Source organism: Pseudomonas sp. FG-3G, from assembly GCF_901007645.1.
GTDB classification, from domain to species: domain Bacteria; phylum Pseudomonadota; class Gammaproteobacteria; order Pseudomonadales; family Pseudomonadaceae; genus Aquipseudomonas; species Aquipseudomonas rhizophila.
The window spans coordinates 138022-163163 of sequence record NZ_CAAKGZ010000013.1 but is presented as its reverse complement, the minus strand read 5'-3'; the positions used below and the strand labels follow the sequence as shown (position 1 = coordinate 163163).

Annotated in this window: 26 protein-coding genes; 5 read left to right on the top strand and 21 right to left on the bottom strand. The window is 60.3% G+C overall.

Translation table 11 applies throughout. The annotated features are described in order from the left end of the window. Nucleotides 1–158: 158 nt before the first annotated feature. From PSEUDOMOFG3G_RS06825 to PSEUDOMOFG3G_RS06805, 5 genes are all read right to left on the bottom strand, one after another. A complete protein-coding gene (locus tag PSEUDOMOFG3G_RS06825) occupies nt 159–968 on the bottom strand; it encodes an OmpA family protein (RefSeq protein WP_076383844.1) in 810 nt (269 codons plus the stop codon). Beyond that, entirely contained in the window at nt 965–1324 is a 360-nt protein-coding gene (locus PSEUDOMOFG3G_RS06820; RefSeq protein ID WP_139049474.1) for a DUF4398 domain-containing protein, read from the bottom strand. The genes PSEUDOMOFG3G_RS06825 and PSEUDOMOFG3G_RS06820 overlap by 4 nt, the downstream gene beginning before the upstream one ends. A 9-nt stretch (nt 1325–1333) precedes the next feature. Continuing rightward, nucleotides 1334–2158 carry an ABC transporter substrate-binding protein gene (locus PSEUDOMOFG3G_RS06815; protein WP_076386580.1) on the bottom strand — a complete coding sequence of 275 codons (825 nt, stop codon included), beginning with the start codon at nt 2156–2158 and terminating at the stop codon, nt 1334–1336. 90 nt (nt 2159–2248) lie between these two features. After that, nucleotides 2249–3178, bottom strand: coding sequence for an electron transfer flavoprotein subunit alpha/FixB family protein (locus PSEUDOMOFG3G_RS06810; protein ID WP_107322026.1), 930 nt, complete (start codon nt 3176–3178; stop codon nt 2249–2251). Between the two features lies 1 nt (nt 3179). Further along, nucleotides 3180–3929 (bottom strand): electron transfer flavoprotein subunit beta/FixA family protein, encoded by a 750-nt coding sequence (locus tag PSEUDOMOFG3G_RS06805; protein ID WP_139049473.1) that lies wholly within the window; start codon nt 3927–3929, stop codon nt 3180–3182. Between the two features lie 547 nt (nt 3930–4476). On the opposite strand from PSEUDOMOFG3G_RS06805, the gene PSEUDOMOFG3G_RS06800 reads away from it, so the two are divergent. Next, nucleotides 4477–6141 carry an electron transfer flavoprotein-ubiquinone oxidoreductase gene (locus tag PSEUDOMOFG3G_RS06800; RefSeq protein ID WP_139049472.1) on the top strand — a complete coding sequence of 555 codons (1665 nt, stop codon included), beginning with the start codon at nt 4477–4479 and terminating at the stop codon, nt 6139–6141. A gap of 183 nt (nt 6142–6324) precedes the next feature. Here the strand turns inward: PSEUDOMOFG3G_RS06800 and PSEUDOMOFG3G_RS06795 are convergent, their stop codons facing one another. Beyond that, nucleotides 6325–7215 carry an AraC family transcriptional regulator gene (locus PSEUDOMOFG3G_RS06795; protein ID WP_047228224.1) on the bottom strand — a complete coding sequence of 297 codons (891 nt, stop codon included), beginning with the start codon at nt 7213–7215 and terminating at the stop codon, nt 6325–6327. A gap of 179 nt (nt 7216–7394) precedes the next feature. Between PSEUDOMOFG3G_RS06795 and PSEUDOMOFG3G_RS06790 the strand changes: the two genes are divergently transcribed. After that, nucleotides 7395–8447: an NAD(P)-dependent alcohol dehydrogenase gene (locus PSEUDOMOFG3G_RS06790; protein WP_139049471.1), complete on the top strand. Its 1053-nt coding sequence runs from the start codon at nt 7395–7397 to the stop codon at nt 8445–8447. Nucleotides 8448–8453: 6 nt separating this feature from the next. Here the strand turns inward: PSEUDOMOFG3G_RS06790 and PSEUDOMOFG3G_RS06785 are convergent, their stop codons facing one another. From PSEUDOMOFG3G_RS06785 to PSEUDOMOFG3G_RS06765, 5 genes are all read right to left on the bottom strand, one after another. Further along, nucleotides 8454–9257, bottom strand: a complete 804-nt coding sequence (locus tag PSEUDOMOFG3G_RS06785; RefSeq protein WP_013693986.1) for an IclR family transcriptional regulator — start codon at nt 9255–9257, stop codon at nt 8454–8456. Nucleotides 9258–9316: 59 nt separating this feature from the next. Next, nucleotides 9317–10627 carry an MFS transporter gene (locus tag PSEUDOMOFG3G_RS06780; RefSeq protein WP_047228222.1) on the bottom strand — a complete coding sequence of 437 codons (1311 nt, stop codon included), beginning with the start codon at nt 10625–10627 and terminating at the stop codon, nt 9317–9319. A gap of 188 nt (nt 10628–10815) precedes the next feature. Continuing rightward, nucleotides 10816–11964, bottom strand: a complete 1149-nt coding sequence (dgoD, locus tag PSEUDOMOFG3G_RS06775) for a galactonate dehydratase (protein WP_047228221.1) — start codon at nt 11962–11964, stop codon at nt 10816–10818. A gap of 49 nt (nt 11965–12013) precedes the next feature. Further along, complete coding sequence (locus PSEUDOMOFG3G_RS06770; protein WP_139049470.1) at nt 12014–12634, bottom strand: 2-dehydro-3-deoxy-6-phosphogalactonate aldolase; 621 nt, start codon at nt 12632–12634, stop codon at nt 12014–12016. Between the two features lie 19 nt (nt 12635–12653). Further along, nucleotides 12654–13634: a 2-dehydro-3-deoxygalactonokinase gene (locus PSEUDOMOFG3G_RS06765; protein ID WP_139049469.1), complete on the bottom strand. Its 981-nt coding sequence runs from the start codon at nt 13632–13634 to the stop codon at nt 12654–12656. Between the two features lie 187 nt (nt 13635–13821). Here PSEUDOMOFG3G_RS06765 and PSEUDOMOFG3G_RS06760 point away from each other — a divergent pair, with 187 nt between their 5' ends. Further along, nucleotides 13822–14454, top strand: a complete 633-nt coding sequence (locus PSEUDOMOFG3G_RS06760) for a glutathione S-transferase family protein (protein ID WP_139049468.1) — start codon at nt 13822–13824, stop codon at nt 14452–14454. 5 nt (nt 14455–14459) lie between these two features. On the opposite strand, the gene PSEUDOMOFG3G_RS06755 is transcribed toward PSEUDOMOFG3G_RS06760, so the two are convergent. Next, nucleotides 14460–14942 (bottom strand): GNAT family N-acetyltransferase, encoded by a 483-nt coding sequence (locus tag PSEUDOMOFG3G_RS06755; RefSeq protein WP_047228217.1) that lies wholly within the window; start codon nt 14940–14942, stop codon nt 14460–14462. Between the two features lie 179 nt (nt 14943–15121). Between PSEUDOMOFG3G_RS06755 and PSEUDOMOFG3G_RS06750 the strand changes: the two genes are divergently transcribed. Both PSEUDOMOFG3G_RS06750 and PSEUDOMOFG3G_RS06745 read left to right on the top strand, forming a co-directional pair. Further along, nucleotides 15122–15463, top strand: coding sequence for a hypothetical protein (locus PSEUDOMOFG3G_RS06750; protein WP_047228216.1), 342 nt, complete (start codon nt 15122–15124; stop codon nt 15461–15463). Nucleotides 15464–15530: 67 nt separating this feature from the next. Then, the gene (locus PSEUDOMOFG3G_RS06745) at nt 15531–15911 is read left to right on the top strand and encodes a Rho termination factor N-terminal domain-containing protein (RefSeq protein WP_076383837.1); all 381 of its coding nucleotides are present in this window, start codon (nt 15531–15533) and stop codon (nt 15909–15911) included. Between the two features lie 178 nt (nt 15912–16089). Here the strand turns inward: PSEUDOMOFG3G_RS06745 and araH are convergent, their stop codons facing one another. The 9 genes from araH to PSEUDOMOFG3G_RS06700 all read right to left on the bottom strand — a co-directional run bounded on the left by araH (nt 16090) and on the right by PSEUDOMOFG3G_RS06700 (nt 25034). After that, the gene (gene araH / locus PSEUDOMOFG3G_RS06740; RefSeq protein ID WP_076383836.1) at nt 16090–17058 is read right to left on the bottom strand and encodes an L-arabinose ABC transporter permease AraH; all 969 of its coding nucleotides are present in this window, start codon (nt 17056–17058) and stop codon (nt 16090–16092) included. Between the two features lie 9 nt (nt 17059–17067). Next, on the bottom strand, nt 17068–18612 hold the full coding sequence (gene araG, locus PSEUDOMOFG3G_RS06735; RefSeq protein ID WP_139049467.1) for an L-arabinose ABC transporter ATP-binding protein AraG: 1545 nt from the start codon (nt 18610–18612) through the stop codon (nt 17068–17070). A 75-nt stretch (nt 18613–18687) separates the two neighbouring features. Then, complete coding sequence (locus tag PSEUDOMOFG3G_RS06730) at nt 18688–19692, bottom strand: substrate-binding domain-containing protein (protein WP_047228212.1); 1005 nt, start codon at nt 19690–19692, stop codon at nt 18688–18690. Between the two features lie 175 nt (nt 19693–19867). Next, the gene (locus PSEUDOMOFG3G_RS06725; RefSeq protein ID WP_139049466.1) at nt 19868–20686 is read right to left on the bottom strand and encodes an SDR family oxidoreductase; all 819 of its coding nucleotides are present in this window, start codon (nt 20684–20686) and stop codon (nt 19868–19870) included. A 226-nt stretch (nt 20687–20912) separates the two neighbouring features. Next, nucleotides 20913–21788, bottom strand: a complete 876-nt coding sequence (locus PSEUDOMOFG3G_RS06720) for an SMP-30/gluconolactonase/LRE family protein (RefSeq protein WP_139049465.1) — start codon at nt 21786–21788, stop codon at nt 20913–20915. Continuing rightward, entirely contained in the window at nt 21785–22531 is a 747-nt protein-coding gene (locus PSEUDOMOFG3G_RS06715) for a FadR/GntR family transcriptional regulator (protein ID WP_047228209.1), read from the bottom strand. The genes PSEUDOMOFG3G_RS06720 and PSEUDOMOFG3G_RS06715 overlap by 4 nt, the downstream gene beginning before the upstream one ends. Nucleotides 22532–22697: 166 nt before the next feature. Further along, the gene (locus tag PSEUDOMOFG3G_RS06710; RefSeq protein WP_047228208.1) at nt 22698–23258 is read right to left on the bottom strand and encodes a DUF1285 domain-containing protein; all 561 of its coding nucleotides are present in this window, start codon (nt 23256–23258) and stop codon (nt 22698–22700) included. A gap of 16 nt (nt 23259–23274) precedes the next feature. After that, nucleotides 23275–23880 (bottom strand): DUF4823 domain-containing protein, encoded by a 606-nt coding sequence (locus tag PSEUDOMOFG3G_RS06705; RefSeq protein ID WP_047228207.1) that lies wholly within the window; start codon nt 23878–23880, stop codon nt 23275–23277. Nucleotides 23881–24065: 185 nt separating this feature from the next. Then, on the bottom strand, nt 24066–25034 hold the full coding sequence (locus PSEUDOMOFG3G_RS06700) for a GTP 3',8-cyclase MoaA (RefSeq protein ID WP_107322022.1): 969 nt from the start codon (nt 25032–25034) through the stop codon (nt 24066–24068). Nucleotides 25035–25142 lie beyond the last annotated feature (108 nt).

Sequence of the window (25142 nt, the reverse complement as noted above, 5' to 3'; positions counted from 1 at the left end):
TAGTACCGGAACAGTTTAGAAGTGTACTGGGACAGTTGCCAGATTACCCGACCCTAGAGGGCAGTGACAGCCCCCAACTGTACTCATGAATCACTGATTCGCAGGCCCAAAAAAACCCGGCGCCTCTGAAGGGGCCGGGTTTTCCAGCAACGCAGCCCTTAGCGGGCGGCGCCGAGCTGGCCTTTCTCGTCGGAGAACACAATTTCAACCCGACGGTTCTGTGCCCGACCACGCTCGGAAGCGTTGACGTCGACCGGGAACTCATCACCGTAGCCTTCGACCTGAATGCGCTTTTCGTCGATCCCCAGGTCCACCAGCACGTCCGCCACCGCCTGGGCCCGGTTACGGGACAGCTTGAGGTTTTCCTGCTTGCCGCCGGTGCTGTCGGTGTAACCTTCGATACGCACCACACGCTTGGGGTTGAGCTGCAAGAATTGCACGATCTTGAGCACCACCCGGTTTGCCGAGTTCTTCAACTGCGCCTGGCCGGTGTCGAACAGCACGTCACCGAGCGTCATCACCAGGCCGCGATCGGTCTGGGTGGTCGCCATCGCCATGATCTGCTCTTCAAGCCACTTGCCCTGTTGCTGGACACTCAGCAACTTGGACTCGCGCAGGGCCAATTGCAGGCGCTGGCGCTCCAGTTCGAGCTTCGCCGCGCGCTCTTCATTGAGCACCTGATTGCTGTGCTCACGGGCAATCTCACTGTAACGCTGGCTCAGATAGGCGTAATGCAGCACATCCTCGCTGCTGCCCCAGTAGCTGGACAAGCGATCGGCCCGGGCCAGGGATTCGCCGGCGCGGATGACGTCCTTGGGCGCAGCTCGCAATACGTTGGAGTCTTCCTTGACCTTCTGGAAGTCGGCACCTGCCTTTTCCAGCGCCACTTCGCTGCGCTGACCCGCGCAACCGTACAAGCTGGCCAGGCCCGCGAGAATCAGGCCGCCAAATACTTGGGACTGCTTCATTGGGCATCATCTCTCAACTGTTTGCGCAAGCGCTCGATGCGGGTGTTAAGCACGTTCAGGTGTTCCTCGCCCTTGAGGGTCAGCACCTTCGCTTCGGCCAGGCGTGCATCCAGTTCGGCTTGTTCAGCGCGCATGCGGGCCTTCTTGAACGACTCATCGGCCATGTTGGACTTGGCGCGGGCGAACTTTTCTTCGGCGAGTTTCAACTCGGGCACTTCTTCGGAGGTGGCGCCCACGGCGCGGGCTTGCTCCAGCGCCTGTTCGGTCAGGCGAATCTGTTCATTCGGCGCCGGATCGGCTGCGCAACCCGCCAGAGCCAGTACGGCCAGGGCAGCGAAAAGAGGTCGAATAGTCACTAATGTTTCCTACTGTTTTGGGGCACCAACAGGTGGCTGCAACTGTGTTTTCCAACGCTCGATATTGCGCTGCAACACAGCCTCCGTCAGGCCGGACGCGGCCAATTCTGTCATCTTTTGCGCCAGCTGTCCGCGCAACCATGGGTCATTGCAGGCGGAGTTATGGGAAACCGCGAGGAACAGCCCCGGGGTATCCACTGGTTGCGGCGCGGCCTGCAGGTCATTGGCCATGCCCAATGTCTGGGCCATCGCCAGACCCGAGTAACGCCCTGCCAGGACATACTCCACCTCCCCCAGCAGCAGTTTTTGAAAGGCTTCAGTCAGGTTGGGGGTACGGGTCAGGGACAATTGCTGCTCGGCAAATACGCCAAATGCCTGGGTCATTCGCGCCTTTTGCGACAATGCCCCGGGATGACCATGAAGGTCCTCGGGCTGAGCGATCACCAATGTCGAATCCTTGCGGGTCCACACCAGGTAATCGTTATTCAGCAAGGGCGGATGAACATAGTCCAGGGTTTCAAGCTCGCTGATGGTCAGCGCGGCGTCGACGAGCAGGTCCATGCGTCCGCTGCGCACTTCGTCCAGGGCCTGAGCACGCTTGCCGGCATAGAGCAATTCGATCTTGATCCCCAGCTCCGTCGCCACTTGCGCCAGCAGGTCGGCGCTGGCGCCGATCAGGTGTTTGGGATCCTGGGGGTCTTGCCACAGGTAGGGCGGCGCATCCGGGCTACCGGTGGCGATCAGACGTTCACACTTGCCGGCGGCGACAGACAGACCTGGCACGACGGCCAGCGCCCACAGCAACGACACGCCAGCCAAACGGCGAAGATCCATGGCGATATGCTCCCCTTGCAGTGACAACAACGTGCAGATAATAAAAAACCCGGCCAAAGGGCCGGGCTCTTTATAAGTGAAGACGCCGGATTAGACCAGCTTCTCCAGCTCAGGGATGGCTTCGAACAAGTCCGCTACCAGGCCATAGTCAGCCACCTGGAAGATCGGCGCTTCTTCGTCCTTGTTGATCGCGACGATCACCTTGGAGTCTTTCATGCCGGCCAGGTGCTGGATCGCGCCGGAGATACCGACGGCGATGTAAAGCTGTGGCGCAACGATCTTGCCGGTCTGGCCGACCTGCATGTCGTTAGGTACAAAACCTGCGTCGACCGCGGCGCGGGAAGCACCGACGGCAGCACCCAGCTTGTCGGCCAGGGCGTACAGGTGTTTGAAGTTGTCGCCGTTCTGCATGCCACGCCCGCCGGAAACGACGATCTTGGCAGCGGTCAGTTCCGGACGATCGGACTTGGCCAGTTCTTCGTTGACGAAGCTGGAGATACCGGCGTCGTGAGCAGCAGCCACCGCTTCAACAGCAGCGGAGCCACCTTCGGCGGCAACCGGGTCGAAACCGGTAGCACGTACGGTGATGACCTTGACCGCAGCATTGGACTGCACGGTAGCAATGGCGTTACCGGCATAGATCGGGCGCTTGAAGGTGTCGGCACTTTCCACCGAGATGATCTCGGAGATCTGGTCGACGTCCAGCGCAGCTGCAACGCGCGGCAGGATGTTTTTGCCGTTGGACGTGGCGGCAGCCAGGATGTGGCTGTAGCCCTTGCCCAGCTCGGCCACCAGCGGTGCAACGTTTTCCGGCAACTGGTGCGCATAGGCAGCGTTGTCGGCCGACAACACTTTTGCCACACCCGCGATTTTCGCAGCGGCTTCAGCCACGGCGCCAACGCCTTGACCGGCCACCAGAACGTGGACATCACCACCGATTTTCGCAGCGGCAGCAACGGTGTTCAGCGTGGCCGGAGCCAGCGCCTTGTTATCGTGTTCGGCGATTACCAAGATAGTCATGTCAGATTACCTTCGCTTCGTTTTTCAGTTTCTCGACCAGTTCAGCCACCGACTTGACCTTGATACCCGCGCTGCGTGCAGCCGGCGCTTCGACTTTCAGGGTCTTGTTGGTGGAGGCGGTGGAAACGCCCAAAGCGTCCGGAGTCAGCACTTCAAGCGGCTTCTTCTTGGCTTTCATGATGTTTGGCAGGGACGCGTAGCGCGGCTCGTTCAAACGCAGGTCGGTGGTGACGATGGCCGGCAGTTTCAGGGAAACAGTCTGCGCGCCGCCGTCGATTTCGCGAGTCACGGCAACGCTGTCGCCGGACACTTCAACCTTGGACGCGAACGTGCCCTGACCGTAGCCGCTCAATGCCGCGAGCATCTGGCCGGTCTGGTTGTTGTCGCTGTCGATGGCCTGCTTGCCGAGGATCACCAGCTGTGGCTGTTCCTTGTCGACAACGGCCTTGAGCAGCTTGGCCACGGCCAGGGAAGTCAGGTCTTCGACGGATTCGACGAGGATGGCGCGATCAGCACCCAGCGCCAGCGCGGTACGCAGTTGCTCCTGGGCAGTGGTCGGGCCGATGGAGACGACGACGATCTCAGTCGCCACGCCTTTTTCTTTCAGGCGTACGGCTTCTTCTACGGCGATTTCGCAGAAAGGGTTCATCGACATCTTGACGTTGGCGAGGTCGACGCCGGAGTTGTCCGCCTTGACGCGAACCTTGACGTTATAGTCGACCACTCGTTTGACAGCTACAAGAACCTTCATGGATTCCTCGTTACTCTCCGGTGAAAAGAAAGTCGCCTAGGCGAACCTGGCGGTTGATGCTCATGGGCGCAAGGGCACCTCTAAAAACGCCGGCATGAACCACACATGACCTTGCTCACGGGAGTGAAGACCGTTCGTCAGTGATGACCGACGAGTCATTCATTATCGCGGCGTGTAAACTGCGCGTCCGAACCACGCAATACGTCACTTTGTGCTGCCTTCGCCCTGTCTTTAGAGGTGCTCTTGGAACCAACAGTCAGCCTACGGCGAGCGCAAAACCGCCCGTATCTTGACCGGAACGCCCATTCCGGTCAATACGGCAAAATGGTCAGTCATAAGCCGTACGTCAGTGATTTATCTGGCCTGCGGCTATTTCAAACAAACGTTTGTATTGGACCCTGAGAGTGGTGTAGATATAATGCGCCGCTTAAGAGAGAACCGCGGGTCATTCATTGCCGCTTTCGTCGATTTCGCGAAGCAGATCGTGGATGCAACGCCAAACCTCCAATTAGAAAAAAACTGTTGAGCCTTGAGTAGGAGATAGCCTGTGGAACGCGAATACATGGAATTCGACGTGGTCATCGTCGGTGCCGGCCCCGCTGGCCTGTCTGCCGCTTGCCGACTGAAACAGAAGGCCGCCGAAGCCGGTAAGGAAATCAGCGTCTGCGTGGTCGAAAAAGGCTCCGAAGTCGGTGCGCACATTCTCTCCGGTGCGGTATTCGAACCCCGCGCCCTGAACGAATTGTTCCCGGACTGGAAAGAACTCGGCGCACCGTTGAACACGCCCGTCGTGCGCGATGACATTTTTGTCCTGAGAAACGCCGAGACCGCGAGCAAAATCCCTGACTTCTTTGTGCCCAAGACCATGCACAACGAAGGCAACTATATTATTTCCCTGGGCAACCTGTGCCGCTGGCTGGCCCAGCAGGCCGAGAACCTGGGCGTGGAAATCTACCCGGGCTTCGCCGCCCAGGAAGCGCTGTTCGACGAGAACGGCGTCGTACGCGGGATCATTACCGGCGACCTCGGTGTCGACCGTGAAGGCAAGCCGAAAGAAGGCCTCTACACCCCTGGCATGGAACTGCGTGGCAAATACACGCTGTTCGCCGAAGGCTGCCGTGGTCATATCGGCAAGCAACTGATCAAGCGCTTCAACCTGGACAGCGACGCCGACGCCCAGCACTACGGCATCGGCCTGAAGGAAATCTGGGAAATCGACCCGGCCAAGCATCAACCGGGCCTGGTGGTGCACACCGCCGGCTGGCCGCTGGACATCATGGGCACCGAAAATACCGGGGGCTCTTTCCTTTATCACCTGGAAAACAACCAGGTGGTCGTCGGCCTGATCGTCGATCTGTCCTACAGCAACACTTTCCTGTCACCGTTCGACGAGTTCCAGCGCCTCAAGCATCACCCGGTGCTCAAGCAGTACCTGGAAGGCGGCAAGCGCGTCAGCTACGGTGCGCGTGCCATCTGCAAGGGCGGCCTGAATTCGCTGCCGAAAATGGTCTTCAAGGGCGGCGCGCTGATCGGATGCGACCTCGGCACCCTGAACTTCGCCAAGATCAAAGGCAGCCACACCGCCATGAAGTCCGGCATGCTCGCCGCCGAAGCGGTGGCCGATCGCCTGTTCGCCGAATCCGAAGGCGGCGATGAACTGACCGCCTACGTCGACAGTTTCAAGAACAGCTGGCTGTACGAAGAGCTGTTCGCCAGTCGTAACTTCGGCCCAGCGATTCACAAGTACGGCGCTATCATCGGCGGCGGCTTCAACTGGCTCGACCAGAACATCTTCGCCGGCAAGCTGCCGTTCACCCTGCATGACACCAAACCGGACTACGCCTGCCTGAAACTGGCGGCTGACTGCAAGAAGATCGACTACCCGAAACCGGACGGAAAGATCAGCTTCGACAAACTCAGCTCGGTGTTCATCTCCGGTACCAACCATGAAGAAGAACAGCCCTGCCACCTGAAGCTGACCGATCCGAGCATCCCGATCAGCAAGAACCTGCCGCTGTATGACGAACCGGCCCAACGCTATTGCCCGGCCGGGGTGTACGAAGTGGTGACCCAGGAAGACGGCGAGAAGCGCTTCCAGATCAACGCCCAGAATTGCGTTCACTGCAAGACCTGCGACATTAAGGACCCTGCACAGAACATCACCTGGGTTTCGCCGGAAGGCGCCGGCGGGCCGACTTACCCGAATATGTAAGCCGATTCGCTGAACATCAAGGCTCCCGACATGGGGGCCTTTTTGTTGCCTGCGATTCTGTCAACCACACCGAACCCATGTGGGAGCGAGCCTGCTCGCGATAGCGGCGCGTCAGTCGACATTCATCTTGAATGACAAGGCGCTATCGCGAGCAGGCTCGCTCCCACAAGGAATCCTGAGTGATCAAGCGACGCGCTCTTCCCCGGGACTGCGCTCGAAGTAACGCTTGTACTCCCGGCTGAACTGCGACGAACTCTGATACCCCACCTGATGCGCAACCTGGGCCACGCCCATGCCCTCGATCAGCAGCAACCGCTGAGCCTTGAGCAGACGCAGTCGTTTGAGGTACTGCACCGGCGACAACAGCGTGCTGCGTTTGAAATGTTCATGGAAGGTCGAAGCACTCATGTTCGCGCAACTGGCCAGCGTCTCGACATTCAACGGCTCGGTGAAATGCGCGTGCAGATGGCTCAGGGCAGCGGCAATCCGGGCAAACTGTCCTTGCTGCTCCACCAGCGCGCGCAGTACGTCGGCCTGGGGCCCGCGCAAGGCGACAAACAGCAGCTCCCGCAGCCGCGCCTGCCCCATGACCTGGCATTCCAACGGATCGTGCAGGCAGTGCAACAAGCGCTCGACACATCCACGCATGGCGTCATCGAGCACCGCACACGTCATCGACTCCGGGGTCTGCGGCGCAAGGCTGCGCCCCGGCACCAGTCCCATGGCCAGCACCAGCTCCCCCAGTATCGCCCGATCGATTGCCACGGAAACCCCCAGCAACGGAGCATTGGGCATGGCGTAGGTTTCGCATTCGAACGGCACCGGCAGCGCCTGGATCAAATAATGCCCCGCACCGTACTCCAGTGTGCGTGGCCCCAGGAACGCCAGTTTGCTGCCCTGGACAATGATCACCAGACTCGGCTCGTAGAGCTGTGGACCACGGGCAACGTCCTGGCTGGCCCTGAGCACCTGTACGCCCGGCAACTGCGTGGGCACGAATCCGTCGCGGGTCGCCAGGGGTTCAATCAGCGAGACCAAAGGGGCATTGGCATCAAGATGACGGGTCAACAACATGGGAAAAACTTCACGAAAAAAGGGATGAAAGCATCATCGCAGGTCTAATGCTTCGTAGGATCAAACCATAGCCAATGTCGGAGGAATAGGCACGACACGCGTAGGAATCGCCATCGCCGCGAAGCGACATGACTCCCACAATGGTCCACCTCACCGTTCACTGCTTAGCGAGGTCCATTATGTACACTGCTATCGGATATGCCGCCCAATCGGCCACCACTCCCCTCGCCCCAATGAAGTTCGAACGCCGCAGCCCGCGAGCCGACGATGTGGCGATCGACATTCTCTACTGTGGCGTATGCCATTCCGACATCCACCAGGCCCGCAATGAATGGGGCATTGCCGTTTACCCGTTGATGCCCGGCCATGAGATCGTCGGAAAAGTCACCGCCGTTGGTGCGAATGTCACCCGCTATAAGATTGGCGACCTGGTGGGCGTTGGCTGCATGGTCGACTCCTGCCGCGAGTGCGAAGCCTGTCGCGCTGACCTGGAACAATACTGCTACCAAGGCATGACGCAGACCTACGCCAGCCCGGACCGTATCAGCGGCGGCCACACCATGGGCGGGTACTCCAACAGCATCGTGGTCAGCGAACACTTTGTGCTGCGCATCCCGGAAACCCTCGACCCGGCCGGCGCCGCGCCGATTCTCTGCGCTGGCATCACCACCTACTCGCCCCTCAAGCACTATGGCGTGAAAGCCGGTGACAAGGTCGGCGTGCTGGGCATGGGCGGCCTCGGCCACATGGGCATCAAGTTCGCCAAGGCCATGGGCGCGGAAGTGACGCTGTTCACCCGCTCGGCGAGCAAGGCTGAAGAAGCCCGTCGCCAAGGTGCGGACCACGTGATCGTGTCCACCGACGCCGCGCAGATGGCTGCTGCCGCCGGGCGCTTCAACTTCCTGCTGGACACCATTCCGGTGCAGCACGACCTCAATCCCTACCTCGACACCTTGCGTTTCGACGGCGTGCATATCCTGGTGGGTCTGGTCGAGCCGATCGATCCGCCGGTACACGCGGCCAAACTGATCATGGGCCGTCGGGTCCTGGCCGGCTCGCTGATCGGCGGTGTTGCCGAAACCCAGGAAGTGCTGGATTTCTGCGCCGAACACAACATCAGCTGCGACATTGAAATGCTCGACATCCGCCAGATCAACGAGGCCTACAGCCGCATGATCGCAGGCGACGTGAAGTACCGCTTCGTCATCGACATGGCGACGCTCAAAGCCTGACGTTCGTCAGACCTTCGCGCCTAGTTCCGCCGACAGCCGGGCTGTGACCCCTTTGACCAGGGGAATCAGCTCGGCCATTTTTTCCAGCGGCATATACGGTACGGTGCTGGCGATGCTGATACCGGCGACGATGCGCTTGCCGGCGTCGCGGATCGGCGCCGCCACACAACGAATCGACGGCTCGTTGTCTTCCAGATCGAAGGCATAACCACCCGCTACATACTCCACCATCCGCTGCTGGAACTGCTCCCAGGATTGCTCCTGATGCTGGGGCCAGAACTGATTCTTCCCTCCCGCCGGCAAGCTGATTTCATACAGCCTTTTCCATTGTTCCTGAGAATCATCGAGCATCAGCGCCTTACCGATCCCGGTACGCGCCAGCGGCATGCGATGGCCCACGCGCGAGCGCATTTCCGGGCCATTGCGCCCTGGATTTTTCAGCAGGTACAACACCTCGTCGCCCTCGCGAATCGCCAGGTGAACGGTGTCACCGGTGAGCGCCGACAACTCGTCCAGGTACGGCCCCGCCAGGCTCACCAGCGGCAACTCTTCCCGGGCCTGAAAACCCAGCTCGATCAGCTTCGGCCCCAACAGATACCCCACTTGCGGCACCACCCGCAGGTAACGCTCATCCACCAGGCAACTGGCCAGGCGATGGGTGGTGCTACGGGTGGTGCCGATCAACCGGGCGATTTCCTTCAGGTCACGGGCGCCGCTGGCGACCGCCTGGACCACACCCAGACCACGCAGCAGCGTCTGGGTGCCTGTGGGCGCCGCGTCCTTGGTGATTTTTGGATCGTCTTGCTGCATATCCGGCCTTCAACAGTGAGCGGGGAACGGGCGGCATTATGGTCGCCCGCCCCGTCGGACTACAACTCGATGCGCTCGACCTTCCCTACCAGCAGGATGTAGGACAGCGCGCCAATCAACGCCAGCACGGCGATATAGGTGATGGCCGGGGCAAACGAATCGCCGCTGGCGAGGAAACCGATGACGATGGGCGTGGCGATGGCCGCCAGGTTACCGATGAAATTGAACACCCCGCCCGTCAAGCCAAGCAACCGCGCGGGCGCCAGGGTCGAGACCAGCGACCAGGTGATCGACGCCAGGCCATTGCCGAAGAACGCCAGGGCCAGGAAAGCGATCACCAACGGTGTCGACTCAACGAAGTTGGCGCCGATGATCGCCGTAGAGATCAGCAGCCCGCCGATGATCGGTAGTTTGCGGGCGAACCCCACCGTGGAACCACGACGGATCAACCAGTCGGAGAAGAACCCGGAACACAACACACCGACGAACGCGGCGAGGAACGGCAACGACGCCAGCAGGCCGGACTTGATGAAGTCCATGCCGCGATATTTCACCAGGTAGGTCGGGAACCAGGTCAGAAAAAACCACAGTGTGGAATTCAGGCAGAACTGGCCCAGGTAAATGCCCCACAGCTTGCGCTGGGTCAGGACGATCCCCAGGTCCGCCCAACTGAACTTGGCCTTGGCCTTGGCTGTATCGGCCTGGATATCCACCAACCCGCCGCCTTCGCGGATCAGTTCGATCTCGGCGGCGTTGACCCCTTTGAAATCCCGCGGTTCGCGATACACCGCGTACCAGATCACCGCCCAGATGATGCCCACCGCGCCCGTGGCGACAAATACCATGTGCCAACCGAAGGCGTGTTGCAGCCACGCTAATACCGGCGTCAGGAAGGCCAGCCCGACGAACTGCCCCGAGGTGTAGAAACCAATGGCCGTGGCCCGTTCGCGCTCAGGAAACCAGGTGGTCACCACGCGGCTATTGATCGGGTAGGCCGGTGCCTCCAGGGCGCCAACCGCCATGCGCAGGACGAACAACGCGATGAAGCTGGCGGCAAAACCGAGCATCACCGTGGCCACCGACCACAGCAACAGTGCAACGCTATACAGAATACGCGGGGGCACCCGATCCACCAGCCAGCCGCCGGGGATCTGCATGGCGGCGTAGGTCCAGCCGAACGCCGAGAAAATCAGCCCGACGTGGATCGGATCGATGCCCAGCTCACTGGTCAGCGCGGGGGCGGCGATCGAAAGGTTGCTGCGGTCCAGGTAGTTGATCACCACGGTGATGAACAGCAGGACCATGATGAAAAAACGCTTGCGGCTGGGCGTCACCAACGACGCTTGCGCGCTCAGGGTGTGCGCTTGCATGTGAGGTGCCTCTTTTTATGTTTATTGAGGAATCGGGGACGTTGAGCGGATCTCCCAGCATGGGAGATCAAATGTGGGAGCGAGCCTGCTCGCGATGACGGTGTGTCAGTTGACTCATGTGCAGCGGACAAATCGCCATCGCGAGCAGGCTCGCTCCCACAAGGGGATCGGGTGAAATCAGAACCCACTCACCACTCAGCAAAACTGCCATCGGCATGGCGCCAGATCGGGTTGCGCCAGCGGTGGCCGATGGCGGCGCGTTCGATGACGTACTCCTCATTGATCTCGATGCCCAGGCCTGGACCGTTAGGGATTTTCACGAAACCCTTGTCATAGTCGAACACCCGCGGATCCTTGATGTAATCCAGCAGGTCGTTGCTCTCGTTGTAATGGATGCCCAGGCTCTGCTCCTGGATGAACGCGTTGTAGCAGACCGCATCCAGTTGCAGGCACGCCGCCAGGGCGATGGGGCCCAGCGGGCAGTGCAGCGCCAGCGCCACGTCGTAGGCCTCGGCCATGTTGGCGATCTTGCGGGTTTCGGTGATACCGCCGGCGTGGGACGCATCCGGTTGGATGATGTCCACGTAGCCTTCGCTGAGTACACGCTTGAAATCCCAACGCGAGAACAACCGCTCGCCCAGGGCGATCGGGGTGCTGGTCAGCGGCGCCAGTTCCTTGAGGGCTTCGTAGTTTTCGCTGAGCACCGGCTCTTCGATGAACATCAGCTTGTAAGGGTCGAGCTCCTTCATCAGCACCTTGGCCATCGGTTTGTGCACACGGCCGTGGAAGTCCACGCCAATGCCGACGTTCGGCCCCACCGCGTCGCGCACCGCCGCGACGTTGGCCAGGGCCAGGTCGACTTTTTCGAAGGTGTCGAGAAACTGCAGCTCTTCGGTGCCGTTCATCTTCACCGCCGTGAAACCCCGCGCCACAGCTTCTTTCGCCGCTCGGGCGGTGTCCGCCGGACGGTCCCCGCCGATCCACGAATACACGCGGATCTTGTCGCGTACCTGCCCGCCAAGCAAATCGCTGACTGACACGCCCAGGGCCTTGCCCTTGATGTCCCACAACGCCTGGTCGATACCGGCCAGGGCGCTCATATGAATCGCGCCGCCGCGGTAGAAGCCGCCGCGATACAGCACGGTCCAGATGTCTTCGATATTGCGTGGGTCTTTGCCGATCAGGTAGTCGGACAATTCCTCAACGGCGGCCGCCACCGTGTGGGCGCGGCCTTCAACCACGGGTTCGCCCCAACCAGTGACGCCTTCGTCGGTTTCGACCTTGAGGAAGCACCAGCGCGGCGGAACGATAAACGTGGTCAGTTTGGTGATTTTCATCTTGTTGTCTCTCTTATCAGATGCAGCGCGCGGGGCGCTGGAAAAGTCTTCAGTTCAAGGCATTCCACGCGGCCACGTAGGCCTTGGCGCGCACCGCCACTTCGTCCGCTGTCAGGCCCGGCTTGAACAGCCCAGAACCGAGGCCGAAGCCCTTGACGCCGGCTTCGACGAACACCGCCATGTTGTCCGGCGTGATCCCGCCCACCGGCACCAGCACGGTTCCGGCCGGCAATACCGCGAGCCAGGCCTTGACCACCGCCGGGCCCATTTGCTCGACCGGAAACATCTTCAACACATGGGCACCTTCGGCCAGTGCGGCAAAGGCTTCGGTGGGCGTGGCAACACCGGGCGACAAGTACAGCCCTGCCGCTTTCGCCGCCCGCAACACCTTAGGATCGCTATGGGGCATAACGATGACTTGACCGCCGGCGGCTTTCACTTGCTCGACCTGTTCCGGCGTGAGCACCGTGCCGGCCCCGATCAGGCAATCGGCGGGTAAGGTACTGCGCAGGATGCGGATACTTTCGTACGGTTCGGGGGAATTGAGCGGTACTTCGATGACGCGAAATCCGGCGCCATAAAGGACTTCGCCGATAGCGGCGGCCTCTTCCGGCCGCAGACCGCGCAAAATTGCGATCAGCCCGTTGTGCGCCAGTGCTTGTGTGAGCATGTCAGACCTCCAGTCAGGTTCAGGGGGCGGTGGAAGCGAGCAGCCCGGCCGCCACAGCCAGTTGCCACAAACCACGTTCGGTGGCCTGTTCGGCCAGGGTCACCCGGGCAAAACCGCAGGCGTCGAGGGCCCGTTGATAACGGGCACAGAGTTGAGAATTGCCGATCAGCACCACCGTCGGCAGATGGCGGCTGTCGCGCCGTTGGCGTTGCACGGAGGCCAGGGCTGTCAGCTCATGACCGATCAGGAGGCCGGAAAGGTAATCCGCCTGGGCGCTGGCACTGAGTTCGCCAGTCAAGCCCAGACTGCGGGCACTGAACACGGTGGACAACGGGCCGATCTGGCCGTCCACCGACAACGCCACCTGCACGCCGCGATCAAAAGCCAGGCTATCGAACGCCGTGCCACGTTGCTGGGTGCGGCCCAGAATGCTGTGGTCACTGAGCACGGCGAAGATCTCGCCGGTCATGAACGTATCGAAATGCACGATGCAGCCATCGGCCACTTCCACCCATTTCGAATGACTGCCGGGCAAGCCGATCAGTACCGCTTCATCCGGCAGGCTGTGCAAGGCGCCAAGCACTTGGGTTTCTTCGCCGCGCATGACATTGGGTAACCGCGAACGCTGGATCACCCCCGGCACGATGTGCACATCGACACCGCGAAGACTACGAATGATTTGTAGGGAATGTCCGAGATTGGCGACGTTGGCGGGTGTGTCGCAGTAAGGCGCTTCGCGCCAGCCCTGGGCGCTGCCGACCATGCCGCAGGCGATCACGGGCAGGCCTGGCTGGGCGTCGAGCCAATCGCCGCACGCCTCGTCGAAGGCCAGTTCAAAACCGTCGATGCACACCTGACCGGCCACCGTTCGCGGCCCGGAGGGCAACTGCATGATCCCCGACGCCAGCGAACGCTGTTCGAGCACCTCGCCCCCGGCGGCGAGTTTGTAAGCCCGTAATGAGGTGGTCCCCCAATCGAGCGCAATCAATTGCGCCTGCATCCGTTTCACCTGTTTTGTTTTTTGGCAGTGAGTGCACGGACTATAAACCTGGGTGCAACAAAATCTCAATATATAAATATCACTCCCATATATTGGGATTAAATACATCGACGACAAAGCCAATCGCCATTCGCCCAAGACCCTGCTACGTTTCTGATCGGACGCCAAACAACTCAGGGAAAAAGGGATGGGACAACAGTTGAAAATCCTCGGCCGCACTTCTTCGATCAACGTCAGAAAAGTGTTGTGGACCTGTCAGGAGCTGGAGATCGCCTACGAGCGCGAAGACTGGGGCATCGGCTTTGCCTCCACCCAAGATCCGGAGTTCCTGGCGCTCAACCCCAACGCCCAAGTGCCGGTGATCATTGATGAAAACGGTGTGCTGTGGGAGTCCAACACCATTTGTCGCTACCTTGTAGGCAAGTATGGAGGCAACGATCTACTGCCCGTCGAACCGGCCGCGCGCGCCCGAATCGAACAGTGGATGGACTGGCAAGCGACCGAACTCAACCCGTCATGGGGCTATGCGTTTCATGCATTGGTGCGCAAGAACCCGGAGTTTCAGGACCCACAACGCATCGCCGCCGGGGTCAAAGGCTGGAACGAAAAGATGGGGTTGCTGGAGGATCAGTTGAGCCGCACTGGCGCCTACGTGGCCGGTGCGGATTTTTCCCTCGCGGATGTGCTCATCGGTCTGTCGGTGCATCGCTGGCGCCAGACGCCCATGGAACGCCCGGACTACCCGGCCGTGGCCGCATATTGCAAACGACTCGAACCACGACCGGGGTTTGCCGAGTGGGCATCCGACGCCCACTCATGAAGTGCTCAATTGCCGTTAGCGAAATCCCGTAGCACCTTGCCGTCCATCCGGTAGCGCACCCACTCTTCCTGGGGTTGCGCGCCGAGGGACTTGTAGAACTCGATCGCCGGCGTGTTCCAGTCCAGCACGCTCCACTCGAAGCGACCGCAGTCGTTGTCGCAGGCAATTTTCGCCAGGTGACGCAGCAGCGTCTTCCCTGCCCCGCCGCCGCGCTGGTCAGGCGTGATGTACAGGTCTTCGAGGTACAGGCAGTTGCTGCCCAGCCACGTGGAATAACTGAAGAAAAACACCGCATAACCGATGGGCACGCCATCACGCAGACAGATCAGTCCATGGGCAGTGGAGCCCTCGCTGAACAGGCTGCGCTGAATGTCCGTCACGCTGGCGATGACTTCGTGGCGGGCCTTTTCGTAATCGGCAAGTTCAGTGATGAAGGCAAGGATTTGAGGCGCATCGCTGGGTTGCGCAGGACGAATCTGGATCGACATGAACGGGCCTTGTAGCCAATTGAAAGCGCCATACTAAGCCGCCACGCTGCGCTCGTCACACCTCGAAGACAAATTTTGAGTGACGGTCCCTACGGCACCATTCGTCGCCTGTCAGGCACCAACCCGGATTCAGGACAGCCCAAAATCAGGCAAGCATTCTAAAAAATGGAGGCGACACCATGATCTCATCAAGGCTGACTGCATTCACATTCGCCACGCTGCTGTCTTCGGCGGCTTTCGCAGCCACCACCGACGGCACCGGTCCGACCGATCCGGTACAGGCGCCCAATTCCCCCGCAACCGAAGGCATGCCCAAGCTGAACACCGATGGCACCGGTGGCGGCCTGAACAATGGTCAGCCTCCCGCCAACGGCACCGATCCGCGGGTGCAGGGCAATGATGCGGGTCGTCAGGGCGGCATGAATACGCCGGACTCCAATACCCCCGATAACGCCGAAACCGGCACGGGCTCGAAAACCACCACCGGCGGGTCGGGTTCCGAGGGCGGCGCCAGCCAGTAACCCCCCAGGGAGCGAGCGACGCGCTCCTGGCGGGTGGCTCTGCTCACACACTTGAGGAGAGATTCCCATGCCTCGTGGAAGCAAAGAAAAGTACACAGCCGAGCAAAAGCGCAAAGCCGAACACATTGAAGCAAGTTACGAGAAAAAGGGGTTATCCGAGGACAAGGCCGAGGCTCGTGCTTGGGCGACGGTCAACAAGCAGTCTGGCGGTGGCGAACGCTCCGGTGGGTCGGGGAAGACAAAACCGGCAGCAGAAAAGAAAACCGACCGCAAGGAATCGGCCCGTCGCGCAGCCAAGACCCGCGAAGGTCAGCCGCGCACCAGCAAGGCCTCCCGCGCGACCCAGACTGTGGATAACCTGATGAAAGAGGCCCGGGCGAAGAACATTCCCGGACGTTCGAAAATGCGTAAGCAGGAATTGGTTGAAGCGCTGCGCAAGGTCGGTTGATCGCGGGCGTCAGGAATGACGCCATCGCGAGCGGGCTCGCTCCCACAGGGTTCTGCGCTGTGCCGGAGTTCGGAACCTCCCACAGGGGGATCTGCGCCGTGCTCGGGTTCGGAATCCGGCACAGATCCTGTGGGAGCGAGCCTGCTCGCGATTGGGTCCAGCCCGGTCGGGGCAGATTTCAGCGTTGTTTCATTCGATCGATCACCACCGCCAGCAACAGGATCGAGCCACGGATGACGTACTGGTAGAAGGTGTCGATGTTCTTCAGGTTCATCGCGTTTTCAATAATCGCCAGAATCAGCACCCCGGCGATGACATGGCGAATCATGCCGATACCGCCGCTCAACGACACCCCGCCCAACACGCAAGCCGAGATCACGGTCAGTTCAAAGCCCTGGCCGATCATCGGTTGGCCCGAGGTCATGCGTGAGGCCAGGATCACACCCGCCAAGGCACCGATCACACCATGCACGGCGAAGATGATGATCTTGGTCCGATCAACGTTCACCCCTGCCAACAACGCCGCCTCCTGGTTGCCACCAATGGCCATGGTGTTGCGCCCGTAGGTGGTGTAGTTCAACAACCAGCCGAAAAACAGAAAGCAGACAATGGTGATCAGGATCGGCACCGGCACGCCGAACATCTGGCCGTTACCGAACACGAAGAACGATTCCTGGGACACGCCCACCGCCTTGCCATTGGCAAAGATGTAGGCCAGGCCCCGGACGATCTGCATGGTCGCCAGCGTCGTGATCAACGCATTGACCCGTAGCTTGGCAATGACGATGCCATTGATCAGCCCGACGATCAGCCCCATCACCAGCGCTGCGCTGACGCCGAGGAACACGCTGTTGGTGTCACGCATCACCACCGCCGCGACCACACCGGCACAGGCAATCACCGAGCCCACCGACAAGTCGAAGTGCCCGGAAGCCAGGCAATACAACATGGTGCAGGCCGCGATGCCCGTGGTGGAAATCGCCAGGCCCAGGCCTCGCATGTTCAGGGGTGACAGGAAGTTGTCGATCATCAGGGTGCAGAGCACAAAGATTGCGACAGCCGCCAGCAGCATGACCCAGTCGTCCAGGAAGCGCCGCAGATCCAGGGGTTTGCGTGCCGTTGGCAGTGCATTGTTTTGAATGGTCATGTTTACCTCTCAGTTCGCCGCGTCGGCAACGCGTTGGCGTGGCAGCGCCAGTTGCAGCAGGTTGGATTCGTTGGCCTGGTCACGCGGCAGCTCGCCGCGCATAACCCCTTCGCAGAGCACCAGGATTCGGTCGGATATGCCCATCACTTCCATCAGATCGCTGGACACCACAATCACCGCAATGCCATCGGCCGCCAGGTTGTGGATGATCTGATAAATCTCGGCCTTGGCGCCGATGTCGATACCGCGCGTGGGCTCGTCCAGCAACAAGACTTTCATCGGCATCGACAGCCAGCGACCAAGAATCGCTTTCTGCTGATTGCCGCCAGACAGGTACATGATTTTCTGACCCGCCGATGGCGTCTTCACTTTCAGCGCCTTGATCTGCTTGTCGGCGTTACCCCGTTCCCAGTCGCCCCGCAACAGACACCCCAGGGAGGAATGGGCGCCGCGAGCGCTGATGTTGATGTTCTCGCCCACGCTGCCCAACGGGATGATGCCTTCCTTCTTGCGATCCTCCGGGCAGAGCAACACGCCCGCGGCAATGGCATCCCGGGGTGAACGCAGTTTCAACTGCTGGTCATGCAGAACCAGCCGCCCGTCAGTTTGGCGTTCCAGCCCACTGAGCAACCGCAGCAACTCGGTACGGCCGGCACCCACCAGCCCAAACAAGCCGAGGATTTCACCTTTATGCACCTGGAAACTCACCGGCTCACGCAGGCCCGGGCCGAGCAGCCCCTCGACCTGCAACGCCACATCGCCGCGCTCGCGGGGACGGTAATCGTAGATGTCCTGGATGTCGCGACCGACCATGCAGGTGACCAACTGATCGTGGGTCAGCTCGCTCATGTTCTCGAAGGTATGCACATAACGGCCGTCCTTGAACACCGTGACCGCGTTACAGATGCGGAACACCTCTTCCATGCGGTGGCTGACATACAGCACCACTTTGCCCTCGTCCCGCAGGCGGGTGATGATCGCCATCAGGCGGTCGATTTCCCGCGCCGAGAGGCTGCTGGTGGGTTCATCGAAGGCAATGACATGGGCGCCACGGGACAAGGCCTTGGCGATTTCCACCAGTTGGCGCTGGCCGAGGGACAGGCGACCGACTTTTTCCTGGGGGTCGATTTCGTCGGCCAGGCCTTTGAGCAACGCCAACGCCTGCTGGCGCAATTGCCCACGATTGACCAGGCCGAAACGGGCCGGCAAATGCCCCAGGAACAGATTTTCGGCAACGGTCATTTCCGGCACCAGGTGCAGCTCCTGGTGGATCACCGCCACGCCGCTGGCAATGCTGTCGGCGGTACCTTTGAAAGCCATCGTCTGCTCGCCGATCTGCAGGTCGCCGCTGCTGGGGATGTAGGCACCGCCGAGGATCTTCAGCAACGTGGACTTGCCCGCGCCGTTCTCGCCCATCAAAGCATGGACCTGTCCCGGATGAGCAACGAAACTGATATTGGCCAGCGCCTGCACGCCGGGAAAGGATTTACCAATCCCGTTGAACCGCAAGCTGCCGCCCATGTTGTGTTGCTGTGTCGCTGTTTGCGCTTGCATAACCACCTCGAACTCACAGAGATCAAGCGACCCCGGCACTCGTCAGGCCAGGGCCGCTTTTGAATCAACCGACCATCAGTTCCACAGGCCGATCTTCTCCAGTTCTTGCTTGAAGTTCTCCCGAGTGATCAGCGTCACCTCGTCCATGGCGGTGTACTTCGGTGGCTCTTTGCCGGTGGTGATCCACTCGTACATCATTTCGGCGGTCTTGTAGCCTTCGATGTGCGGGCTTGGCAGCATCGAACCGAAGAAACCGCTGTTGGGTTTTTTCAGTTCGCCGATGGCGTCGGTGCCGTTGATGCCGATCCCGATCACATTGGCCGCGTTGAACCCGGCGCTTTCGGTGGCGCGCACGCCGCCCAGCACTGTGTTGTCGTTCATGCCGCCGATGATCAGGTTTTTCGCCCCGCTGGGCAGTTTCACCAGGGCCGAGTTGGTGGCGTCCATGCTGCCCGGCACGTCGAGGGTTTTCAGCGCGGTATAAAGGATGTGATCGTCTGGAAAGCCGGCCTTCTTCAGGGCGTCGACCGAACCGTCGGTACGTTTCTTGCCCGTATCCAGCTCGTTGTAGGTGTTGATCACGGCATAGGTGTCTTTCCAGTCCCAACCGCGCTTTTTCGCCTCAGCGGCCATCGCGTCGCCTTGCTTCTGGCCCACTTCGAACGCGGCCATGCCCAGGTACGGCACGTCTTCCATGAACTTGCCATCGGAGCCGACGAAACGGTCATCCACAGCAATCACTTTCATGTCATTGAGTTTGGCCTTGGCCACGATGGCCGGGCCGAGAGCCACGTCCGGTGGGCAGATCACGAAGCCCTTGGCGCCATTAGCGGCGAGGCTGTCGATGGCCGAGAGGGTCTTCTCGCCGTCGGGCACGGCGATCTTGATCACCGTGAAGCCCCGGTCCTTACCAGCCTTTTCGGCGAACGCCCATTCGGTCTGGAACCAGGGTTCTTCGGCCTGCTTGACCAGAAAACCGATCTTCACTTCTTCGGCCGCCAGCAAGGTGCTGCTGAGGCTGACGGCAGTAACCGCCAGGGCGGCACGGCACAGGGAACGGATCCCACGACGATGATTCATAGCTGTCTCCTTGTTTTTTTTATTGAAAGCCAAAACGTCCAGGGCCCTGCTCCAACATCAGTGGAAATGCGCAGGCTGGGCGGTCAAACATGTTGCTGTACAGCATAGGTCCAAATAGTCATATCGTATGATGATTGGATTACAGGCGAAGTTTCCGACTGAAATCCCGAAATATTCAGTCGTGGTACATGACCGAACGTCCACCATCGATGGTGATGCACGAGGCGTTGATGAAAGGTGCTTCATCGCTGGCCAGGAACACCGCCGTCATTGCCACTTCGATCGGCTGGCCGATTCGGCGTGGCGGGTGCAGATCCAGCGCACGCTGGCGTTCGGCATGTGGATCGGCGAAGCCGTTCCAGTAGTCGATATTCAATTGGGTTTCGATGTAACCCGGCGCAATGGCATTCACCCGCACACCTTTGGGCGCGTATTCGATACCCAATGCGCGGGTCAGGCCGAGCAGTCCGTGCTTGGCCACCGGGTAAGGGAAACAGCCGGGAATGATGTGGGATGAATGAGTCGAGGCGATATTGATGATGCTGCCCCCGCCCTGCTCAAGCATCTGCGGCAACACAGCCTTGCAGCCGTACCAGGCACCATCCAGGTCGATGGCGAAACAACGCCGCCAATCTTGCTCGGTCATTTCCAGCGGGTCACGAAATACGTTCACGCCCGCGCAGTTCACCAGAACGTCGATGCGACCGTGCAGTTCGACGGCACGACGGGCCATGGCATGCAGGTCCTGCTGGTTGGATATATCGGCTTTGAGTGCCTGCACATCCGCCCCGCGTTCACGCCAGAGGGCTGCGACTGTCTCAACCTTCTCGGCCTGGATATCACTGATGACCAAGCGTGCCTGCTGCGAGGCGAACGCGGCGACGATCGCCTCGCCAATGCCTTGGGCAGCCCCGGTCAGCAGCACAACTTTGTTTTTCAGGCGTTCGCCTTTCGGGGGTTCGGGCATCGGTAACAAGGACAGGGTGTGGGCCATGACTCAAGACTCCTGTCCGCAAGCACGACAAAAACCGGACATCCAGAGATGACCGGTCGAAAGGCTTTTGGAATCGCGTACGCCGTCGGGCGGTACGGAGGAAGATCGTTGCATCACTTCACCTGTCTTGTTTTTTTAGTGTGAGTGCGTGTCGCTGATGGGACCGACTATAAACCCGCTCGCCAAATAATCTCAATATATATATTTACATCCCATATTTTGGGATCTAACCCGCAAACCGCGTACAAGCCACACCGGGTACATCGACTCGCATCGACAACACCGCGCCGTCGAGTGGATGGTTAAGTGGGCTCGCCGCACTGGTGATGTACAGTGTCTTGAGGTCCTCACCACCAAACACACAGCTGGTGGGACGACTGACGGGCAGCTCGATCACCCGATCAACCTGACCTTGCGGGTCCAGTCGCAGCAGGCAGCTACCGTCCCAGCGAGCATTCCAGACATAGCCCCTGGCATCCATTGCCGAGCCGTCGGGGCCGCCACGCGGGTGAGGGCCAAACCAGACCTCGGCGGGGGCCAGGCTGCCGTCGGGATAAATGAAATGTCGGTAAAGCGTGCCGTCGAGACTTTCGCCGAAATACACCGTAGTGCCGTCAGGACTCCATAACAGCGTGTTGGGAATGCCCCGATCGCGCAGAAGCGGCATGACCCGGCCATCGGCGCCAATGCGAAACAGGCCCCCGAATCGTCCTTCAATGGGCAGGTCTTCTGCGTTTTCGCCGATGTTGTTCTGCATGGTGCCGAGCCAGAGCTGGCCCAGGGCATCGCAACGGGCCTCGTTGGCGCGATTCCCTGGCCGGGGATCGGCCATGCACAGCAATTTCAGGCTCGGTTCCAGTCCCGGCGAATCCAGATCCAGTCGATAGACACCGCTGCTCAGGGTCACCAAGGCGTCGCCGCTTTGTGTCGGAATGAAAGCGGACACATGCTCGGGCATCTGCCAGATTTGCACATTCGCGCCGATCAGCCGCAGCGCCTGTTTACCGGCAATGTCGACCCAATACAGTGCTTGGGTCGGCTCGTCCCAGAAGGGGCCCTCCCCCAATATCGCCCGGTGTTCCGTCACAGCCGTCCACATCATTGAACACTCCTGTTTCCCGCTTGCCCGGCGATCTCTGTCCGCCCGGCCATGACGTTAGGGTAAAAACGCTTGATCGCCAGGTCAGCGTTATCGATCAAGGTCATGCAGGCCCAGACGCCCCGCGCCGCGTCACGGGCAGCGATGGCTTCGGCAATATCCTTGTGGATCGGCAACGTGCGGCGCAGCTCATCCGGGTCGGCGGCGGACACCTCGAACGACACCGCCAGCAGCGCGCCCAGGGCCGGGACCATTTGCTCAATAAATTGATTGTGGCTGGCAGCGAGGATGCACTCATGGAAGAACTGGTCGGCACGGTTGTAATCGGCCCCGCTGTCCACCGCCCGCTCCAGGGCATGGTAGGCCAGGCGGATCGCCTGCACCTGATCAGCCGTCGCTCGCTCACACGCCCAGCGCACCGCCATCGGTTCGATGGTACGCCGCAGGTCCAGCAGGTCATCGACAAAATTTTCCGGCAGCCCGCTGCGCGACAGCCAACCGACCACCTGCGGGTCAAACAGATTCCAGCGACGCACCGGCAGCACCCGTGTCCCGACTTTCGGGCCGACTTCAAGCATGCCTTTGGCCACCAGGGTCTTGATCGCTTCGCGGATCACCGTGCGGCTGACGCCCAGTTGCTGGCCGAGGTCGGCCTCAACCTTGATGGTCTGCCCAGGCTTGACCTGACCGGCAGCTATCCAGCCCCCCAGCCAATCGACGGTCGATGCGTGAAAACTGCTGGACATGAACACCCCGGGGCCACTTTCTATAGAGGCCCAAACTAATCATCATATGATTGGGTGTCAATTTGAATTTTACGGCTTCACCCGGGTGGGAGCGAGCCTGCTCGCGATAGCGGTGGATCAGTTAAGACAAGTCGGCCATGCTGCGAGCAGGCTCGCCCCACAGGGATCAGGGTTCCAGGCCTATCGGGAAAAATACCCCACCACTCCATACCCCCAACCACCTCTGCCCGTCGATCTCGCGACTGACCGCCAGCTCCACCAACTGGTAGAACACATTGCGATGGATCAGCGCTTCGAGGTTGCTGCGTACGTGCACGTAGGGCGCGGGTTCCTGGGTTTGCGGATCGATCACCACCCGCATCGGATGTTCGCCGCCGGCCTCAGTGGTTTCCTCTACGTTGGTGGTGAAGCGCAGTCGCTGCTGCTCACCCTGCCCTTCAACCTCCAGGGTCACCGCCACAAACGGTGCATCGTCGACCTTGATGCCAACTTTTTCCACAGGAGTGATCAGGAAGTAATCATCGCCGTCGCGGCGGATGATAGTGGAGAACAGCTTGACCATTGGCTTGCGCCCGATTGGCGTACCCAGGTAATACCAGGTGCCATCACGGGCGATGCGCATGTCGATATCGCCGCAGAAGTCAGGATTCCACAAGTGGACTGGCGGCAAACCTTTGGTCTTGGGGATCTGCCCCAGCAGGTCATTGGCTTTTTGCGGTCCGCTCATGGTGACTCCTTGAATGTTACTGGTCGCTCACTCCCAACAGGCTGCGGGCATACTCGCGCAAAGGGGGAGCGATCAGGTCTTCTGGCTGTTTGTCGTGCAACGTCAGTAAACCGCCACGACTCTTGATGCGTGCAGTATCAATCAAATACTGGGTACTGGTCTCGATCAACATGATTTGAATGACGCTGGTGTCGACACCCAAACGGTCCACGGCCTCTTCATCCAGCCATTCGTCGGTGTTGCCGATACGGTTGTCGGCCTTGGCGAACCGCGTATACAGCAAGTAGTGAGCACCGGCGGCTCGGGCTTCGCCCATGGCTTGGTCCAGGCCCTCAGGAACCCGGGCACGACGCACCATGGGGAAATACTCGATGAAACCGTTGAAGGCCTCTTCAGCGACGACATTGGGCCGTGGGTAGGCACTGCCGGGAGGCGCGAAGGCACCCTGGGCAATGTAGATGAACGAATCCGGCTGGATGCGCAGGTTATTCACACGCCGGCTGTCGCTGTGGTCCAGCAAACCGGCGTCGCTCATGTGATAGCGAACGCCCTCCCCCATGTCGCTGACATTCATGCAGCCACCGAGCGCCAAAACGGCCAGCAGCAAAACCAGGCTACGCATCCTACCCTCCAAAAACCGGTGACGGAAAACCGGCGAATGGCCATTGGATGCAGCTTTTGCGCCAGCTCATCGAAATGGGGGTGTCAGACACATCCAAGTGAAGGGGAAATTGCTATCGCGGGCAAGCCTTGCTCCCACAGGTACGGTGTTCACCTGGGAGCAAAGCTTGCCCGCGATAGCATTCGTCAACCGCCGATGATTTTCATGATGGTTGCGCCGCCAGAGAACGCCACTTCCTGCTTATCCCCCAACGCCTTGACCAGCAAGCGCTGCAGAGCCGGCAAGGCCTGATGCCGGGGTTTGTCCAGAAGATCGCCGACAAAGTGCCGGTTGCTCGACGACAGGCAGCCATGCAGCCAACCCGTGGAGGACAGCCGCAACCGTGAGCAGGTACGGCAGAACGGCACGCTTTCGTTAGCGATCACGCCAAAATGCCCTAGCCCCGGAATTTCATAGCGCACTGCGGTGGCATCCACTGGAGCGTCGGCTTGCAGGTACTCGTACTGGTCGCCGATCAGGCTCAGCAACTGCTGAAGGCTGACGAATTGCTGCAGGAACGCGTTGGAGTCGCTGGCCAGGTGCCCCATGCGCATCAGCTCGATGAAGCGCAGCTCATAGCCGCGCTCCAGGCAGTACTCGAGCAGTGGCATCACCTGATCCAGGTTCTGCCCGCGCAACGGCACCATGTTGACCTTGATCTTCATTCCCGCAGCACGGGCCTGATCCATCCCGTCGAGCACGGTTGCCAGATCGCCACCGCGGGCGATACTGCGAAACGCCCCTGGGTCCAGGGTATCGAGGGAAACGTTGATGCGGCGGATGCCGGCATCTACCAGCAAAGGCAGCTTTTTGGCCAGTAACTGACCATTGGTGGTCAGGCTGATGTCCTCCAGGCCCATCTGCCCCACCGCCATCATGAAGCTTTCAAGCTTGGGGCTGACCAGCGGCTCGCCGCCGGTGATGCGCAGCCGCTCGATACCGGCAGCTTCGATCAGGTAGGCCACACCGCGCGCCATGGCCTCGGCCGACAGTTCATCCTGCGCAGCCACCAGCCGCTTGCCGTTGGGCACGCAGTAGGTACAGGCGTAATTGCAGGCTGAAGTCAGGCTGATTCGCAAATTGCGGAAACGCCTGCCTTGACGGTCAACGATCATGGATCACTCCGGCGAAAGAAGAATCGGACTTACGAAACTTGACCCAGAACTCAAGTTTTCGCAAGGCCCAAGCCTGAGTATATTCCTGGGACACTGCGCCATGTAAGC

What these genes read in the sequence shown, in the direction of transcription:
- PSEUDOMOFG3G_RS06780 (WP_047228222.1), bottom strand. Translation starts at nt 10,627, where the DNA reads ATGCAAGCGCACACCCTGAGCGCGCAAGCGTCGTTGGTGACGCCCAGC.
- PSEUDOMOFG3G_RS06700 (WP_107322022.1), bottom strand. Translation starts at nt 25,034, where the DNA reads ATGATCGTTGACCGTCAAGGCAGGCGTTTCCGCAATTTGCGAATCAGC.
- PSEUDOMOFG3G_RS06765 (WP_139049469.1), bottom strand. Translation starts at nt 13,634, where the DNA reads ATGCAGGCGCAATTGATTGCGCTCGATTGGGGGACCACCTCATTACGG.
- araG (WP_139049467.1), bottom strand. Translation starts at nt 18,612, where the DNA reads ATGCAAGCGCAAACAGCGACACAGCAACACAACATGGGCGGCAGCTTG.
- PSEUDOMOFG3G_RS06745 (WP_076383837.1), top strand. Translation starts at nt 15,531, where the DNA reads ATGCCTCGTGGAAGCAAAGAAAAGTACACAGCCGAGCAAAAGCGCAAA.
- PSEUDOMOFG3G_RS06815 (WP_076386580.1), bottom strand. Translation starts at nt 2,158, where the DNA reads ATGGATCTTCGCCGTTTGGCTGGCGTGTCGTTGCTGTGGGCGCTGGCC.
- PSEUDOMOFG3G_RS06720 (WP_139049465.1), bottom strand. Translation starts at nt 21,788, where the DNA reads ATGATGTGGACGGCTGTGACGGAACACCGGGCGATATTGGGGGAGGGC.
- PSEUDOMOFG3G_RS06750 (WP_047228216.1), top strand. Translation starts at nt 15,122, where the DNA reads ATGATCTCATCAAGGCTGACTGCATTCACATTCGCCACGCTGCTGTCT.
- PSEUDOMOFG3G_RS06805 (WP_139049473.1), bottom strand. Translation starts at nt 3,929, where the DNA reads ATGAAGGTTCTTGTAGCTGTCAAACGAGTGGTCGACTATAACGTCAAG.
- PSEUDOMOFG3G_RS06790 (WP_139049471.1), top strand. Translation starts at nt 7,395, where the DNA reads ATGTACACTGCTATCGGATATGCCGCCCAATCGGCCACCACTCCCCTC.
- PSEUDOMOFG3G_RS06770 (WP_139049470.1), bottom strand. Translation starts at nt 12,634, where the DNA reads ATGCTCACACAAGCACTGGCGCACAACGGGCTGATCGCAATTTTGCGC.
- PSEUDOMOFG3G_RS06785 (WP_013693986.1), bottom strand. Translation starts at nt 9,257, where the DNA reads ATGCAGCAAGACGATCCAAAAATCACCAAGGACGCGGCGCCCACAGGC.
- PSEUDOMOFG3G_RS06705 (WP_047228207.1), bottom strand. Translation starts at nt 23,880, where the DNA reads ATGCGTAGCCTGGTTTTGCTGCTGGCCGTTTTGGCGCTCGGTGGCTGC.
- PSEUDOMOFG3G_RS06795 (WP_047228224.1), bottom strand. Translation starts at nt 7,215, where the DNA reads ATGTTGTTGACCCGTCATCTTGATGCCAATGCCCCTTTGGTCTCGCTG.
- dgoD (WP_047228221.1), bottom strand. Translation starts at nt 11,964, where the DNA reads ATGAAAATCACCAAACTGACCACGTTTATCGTTCCGCCGCGCTGGTGC.
- PSEUDOMOFG3G_RS06755 (WP_047228217.1), bottom strand. Translation starts at nt 14,942, where the DNA reads ATGTCGATCCAGATTCGTCCTGCGCAACCCAGCGATGCGCCTCAAATC.
- PSEUDOMOFG3G_RS06715 (WP_047228209.1), bottom strand. Translation starts at nt 22,531, where the DNA reads ATGTCCAGCAGTTTTCACGCATCGACCGTCGATTGGCTGGGGGGCTGG.
- PSEUDOMOFG3G_RS06725 (WP_139049466.1), bottom strand. Translation starts at nt 20,686, where the DNA reads ATGGCCCACACCCTGTCCTTGTTACCGATGCCCGAACCCCCGAAAGGC.
- PSEUDOMOFG3G_RS06710 (WP_047228208.1), bottom strand. Translation starts at nt 23,258, where the DNA reads ATGAGCGGACCGCAAAAAGCCAATGACCTGCTGGGGCAGATCCCCAAG.
- PSEUDOMOFG3G_RS06825 (WP_076383844.1), bottom strand. Translation starts at nt 968, where the DNA reads ATGAAGCAGTCCCAAGTATTTGGCGGCCTGATTCTCGCGGGCCTGGCC.
- PSEUDOMOFG3G_RS06760 (WP_139049468.1), top strand. Translation starts at nt 13,822, where the DNA reads ATGGGACAACAGTTGAAAATCCTCGGCCGCACTTCTTCGATCAACGTC.
- PSEUDOMOFG3G_RS06810 (WP_107322026.1), bottom strand. Translation starts at nt 3,178, where the DNA reads ATGACTATCTTGGTAATCGCCGAACACGATAACAAGGCGCTGGCTCCG.
- PSEUDOMOFG3G_RS06730 (WP_047228212.1), bottom strand. Translation starts at nt 19,692, where the DNA reads ATGAATCATCGTCGTGGGATCCGTTCCCTGTGCCGTGCCGCCCTGGCG.
- araH (WP_076383836.1), bottom strand. Translation starts at nt 17,058, where the DNA reads ATGACCATTCAAAACAATGCACTGCCAACGGCACGCAAACCCCTGGAT.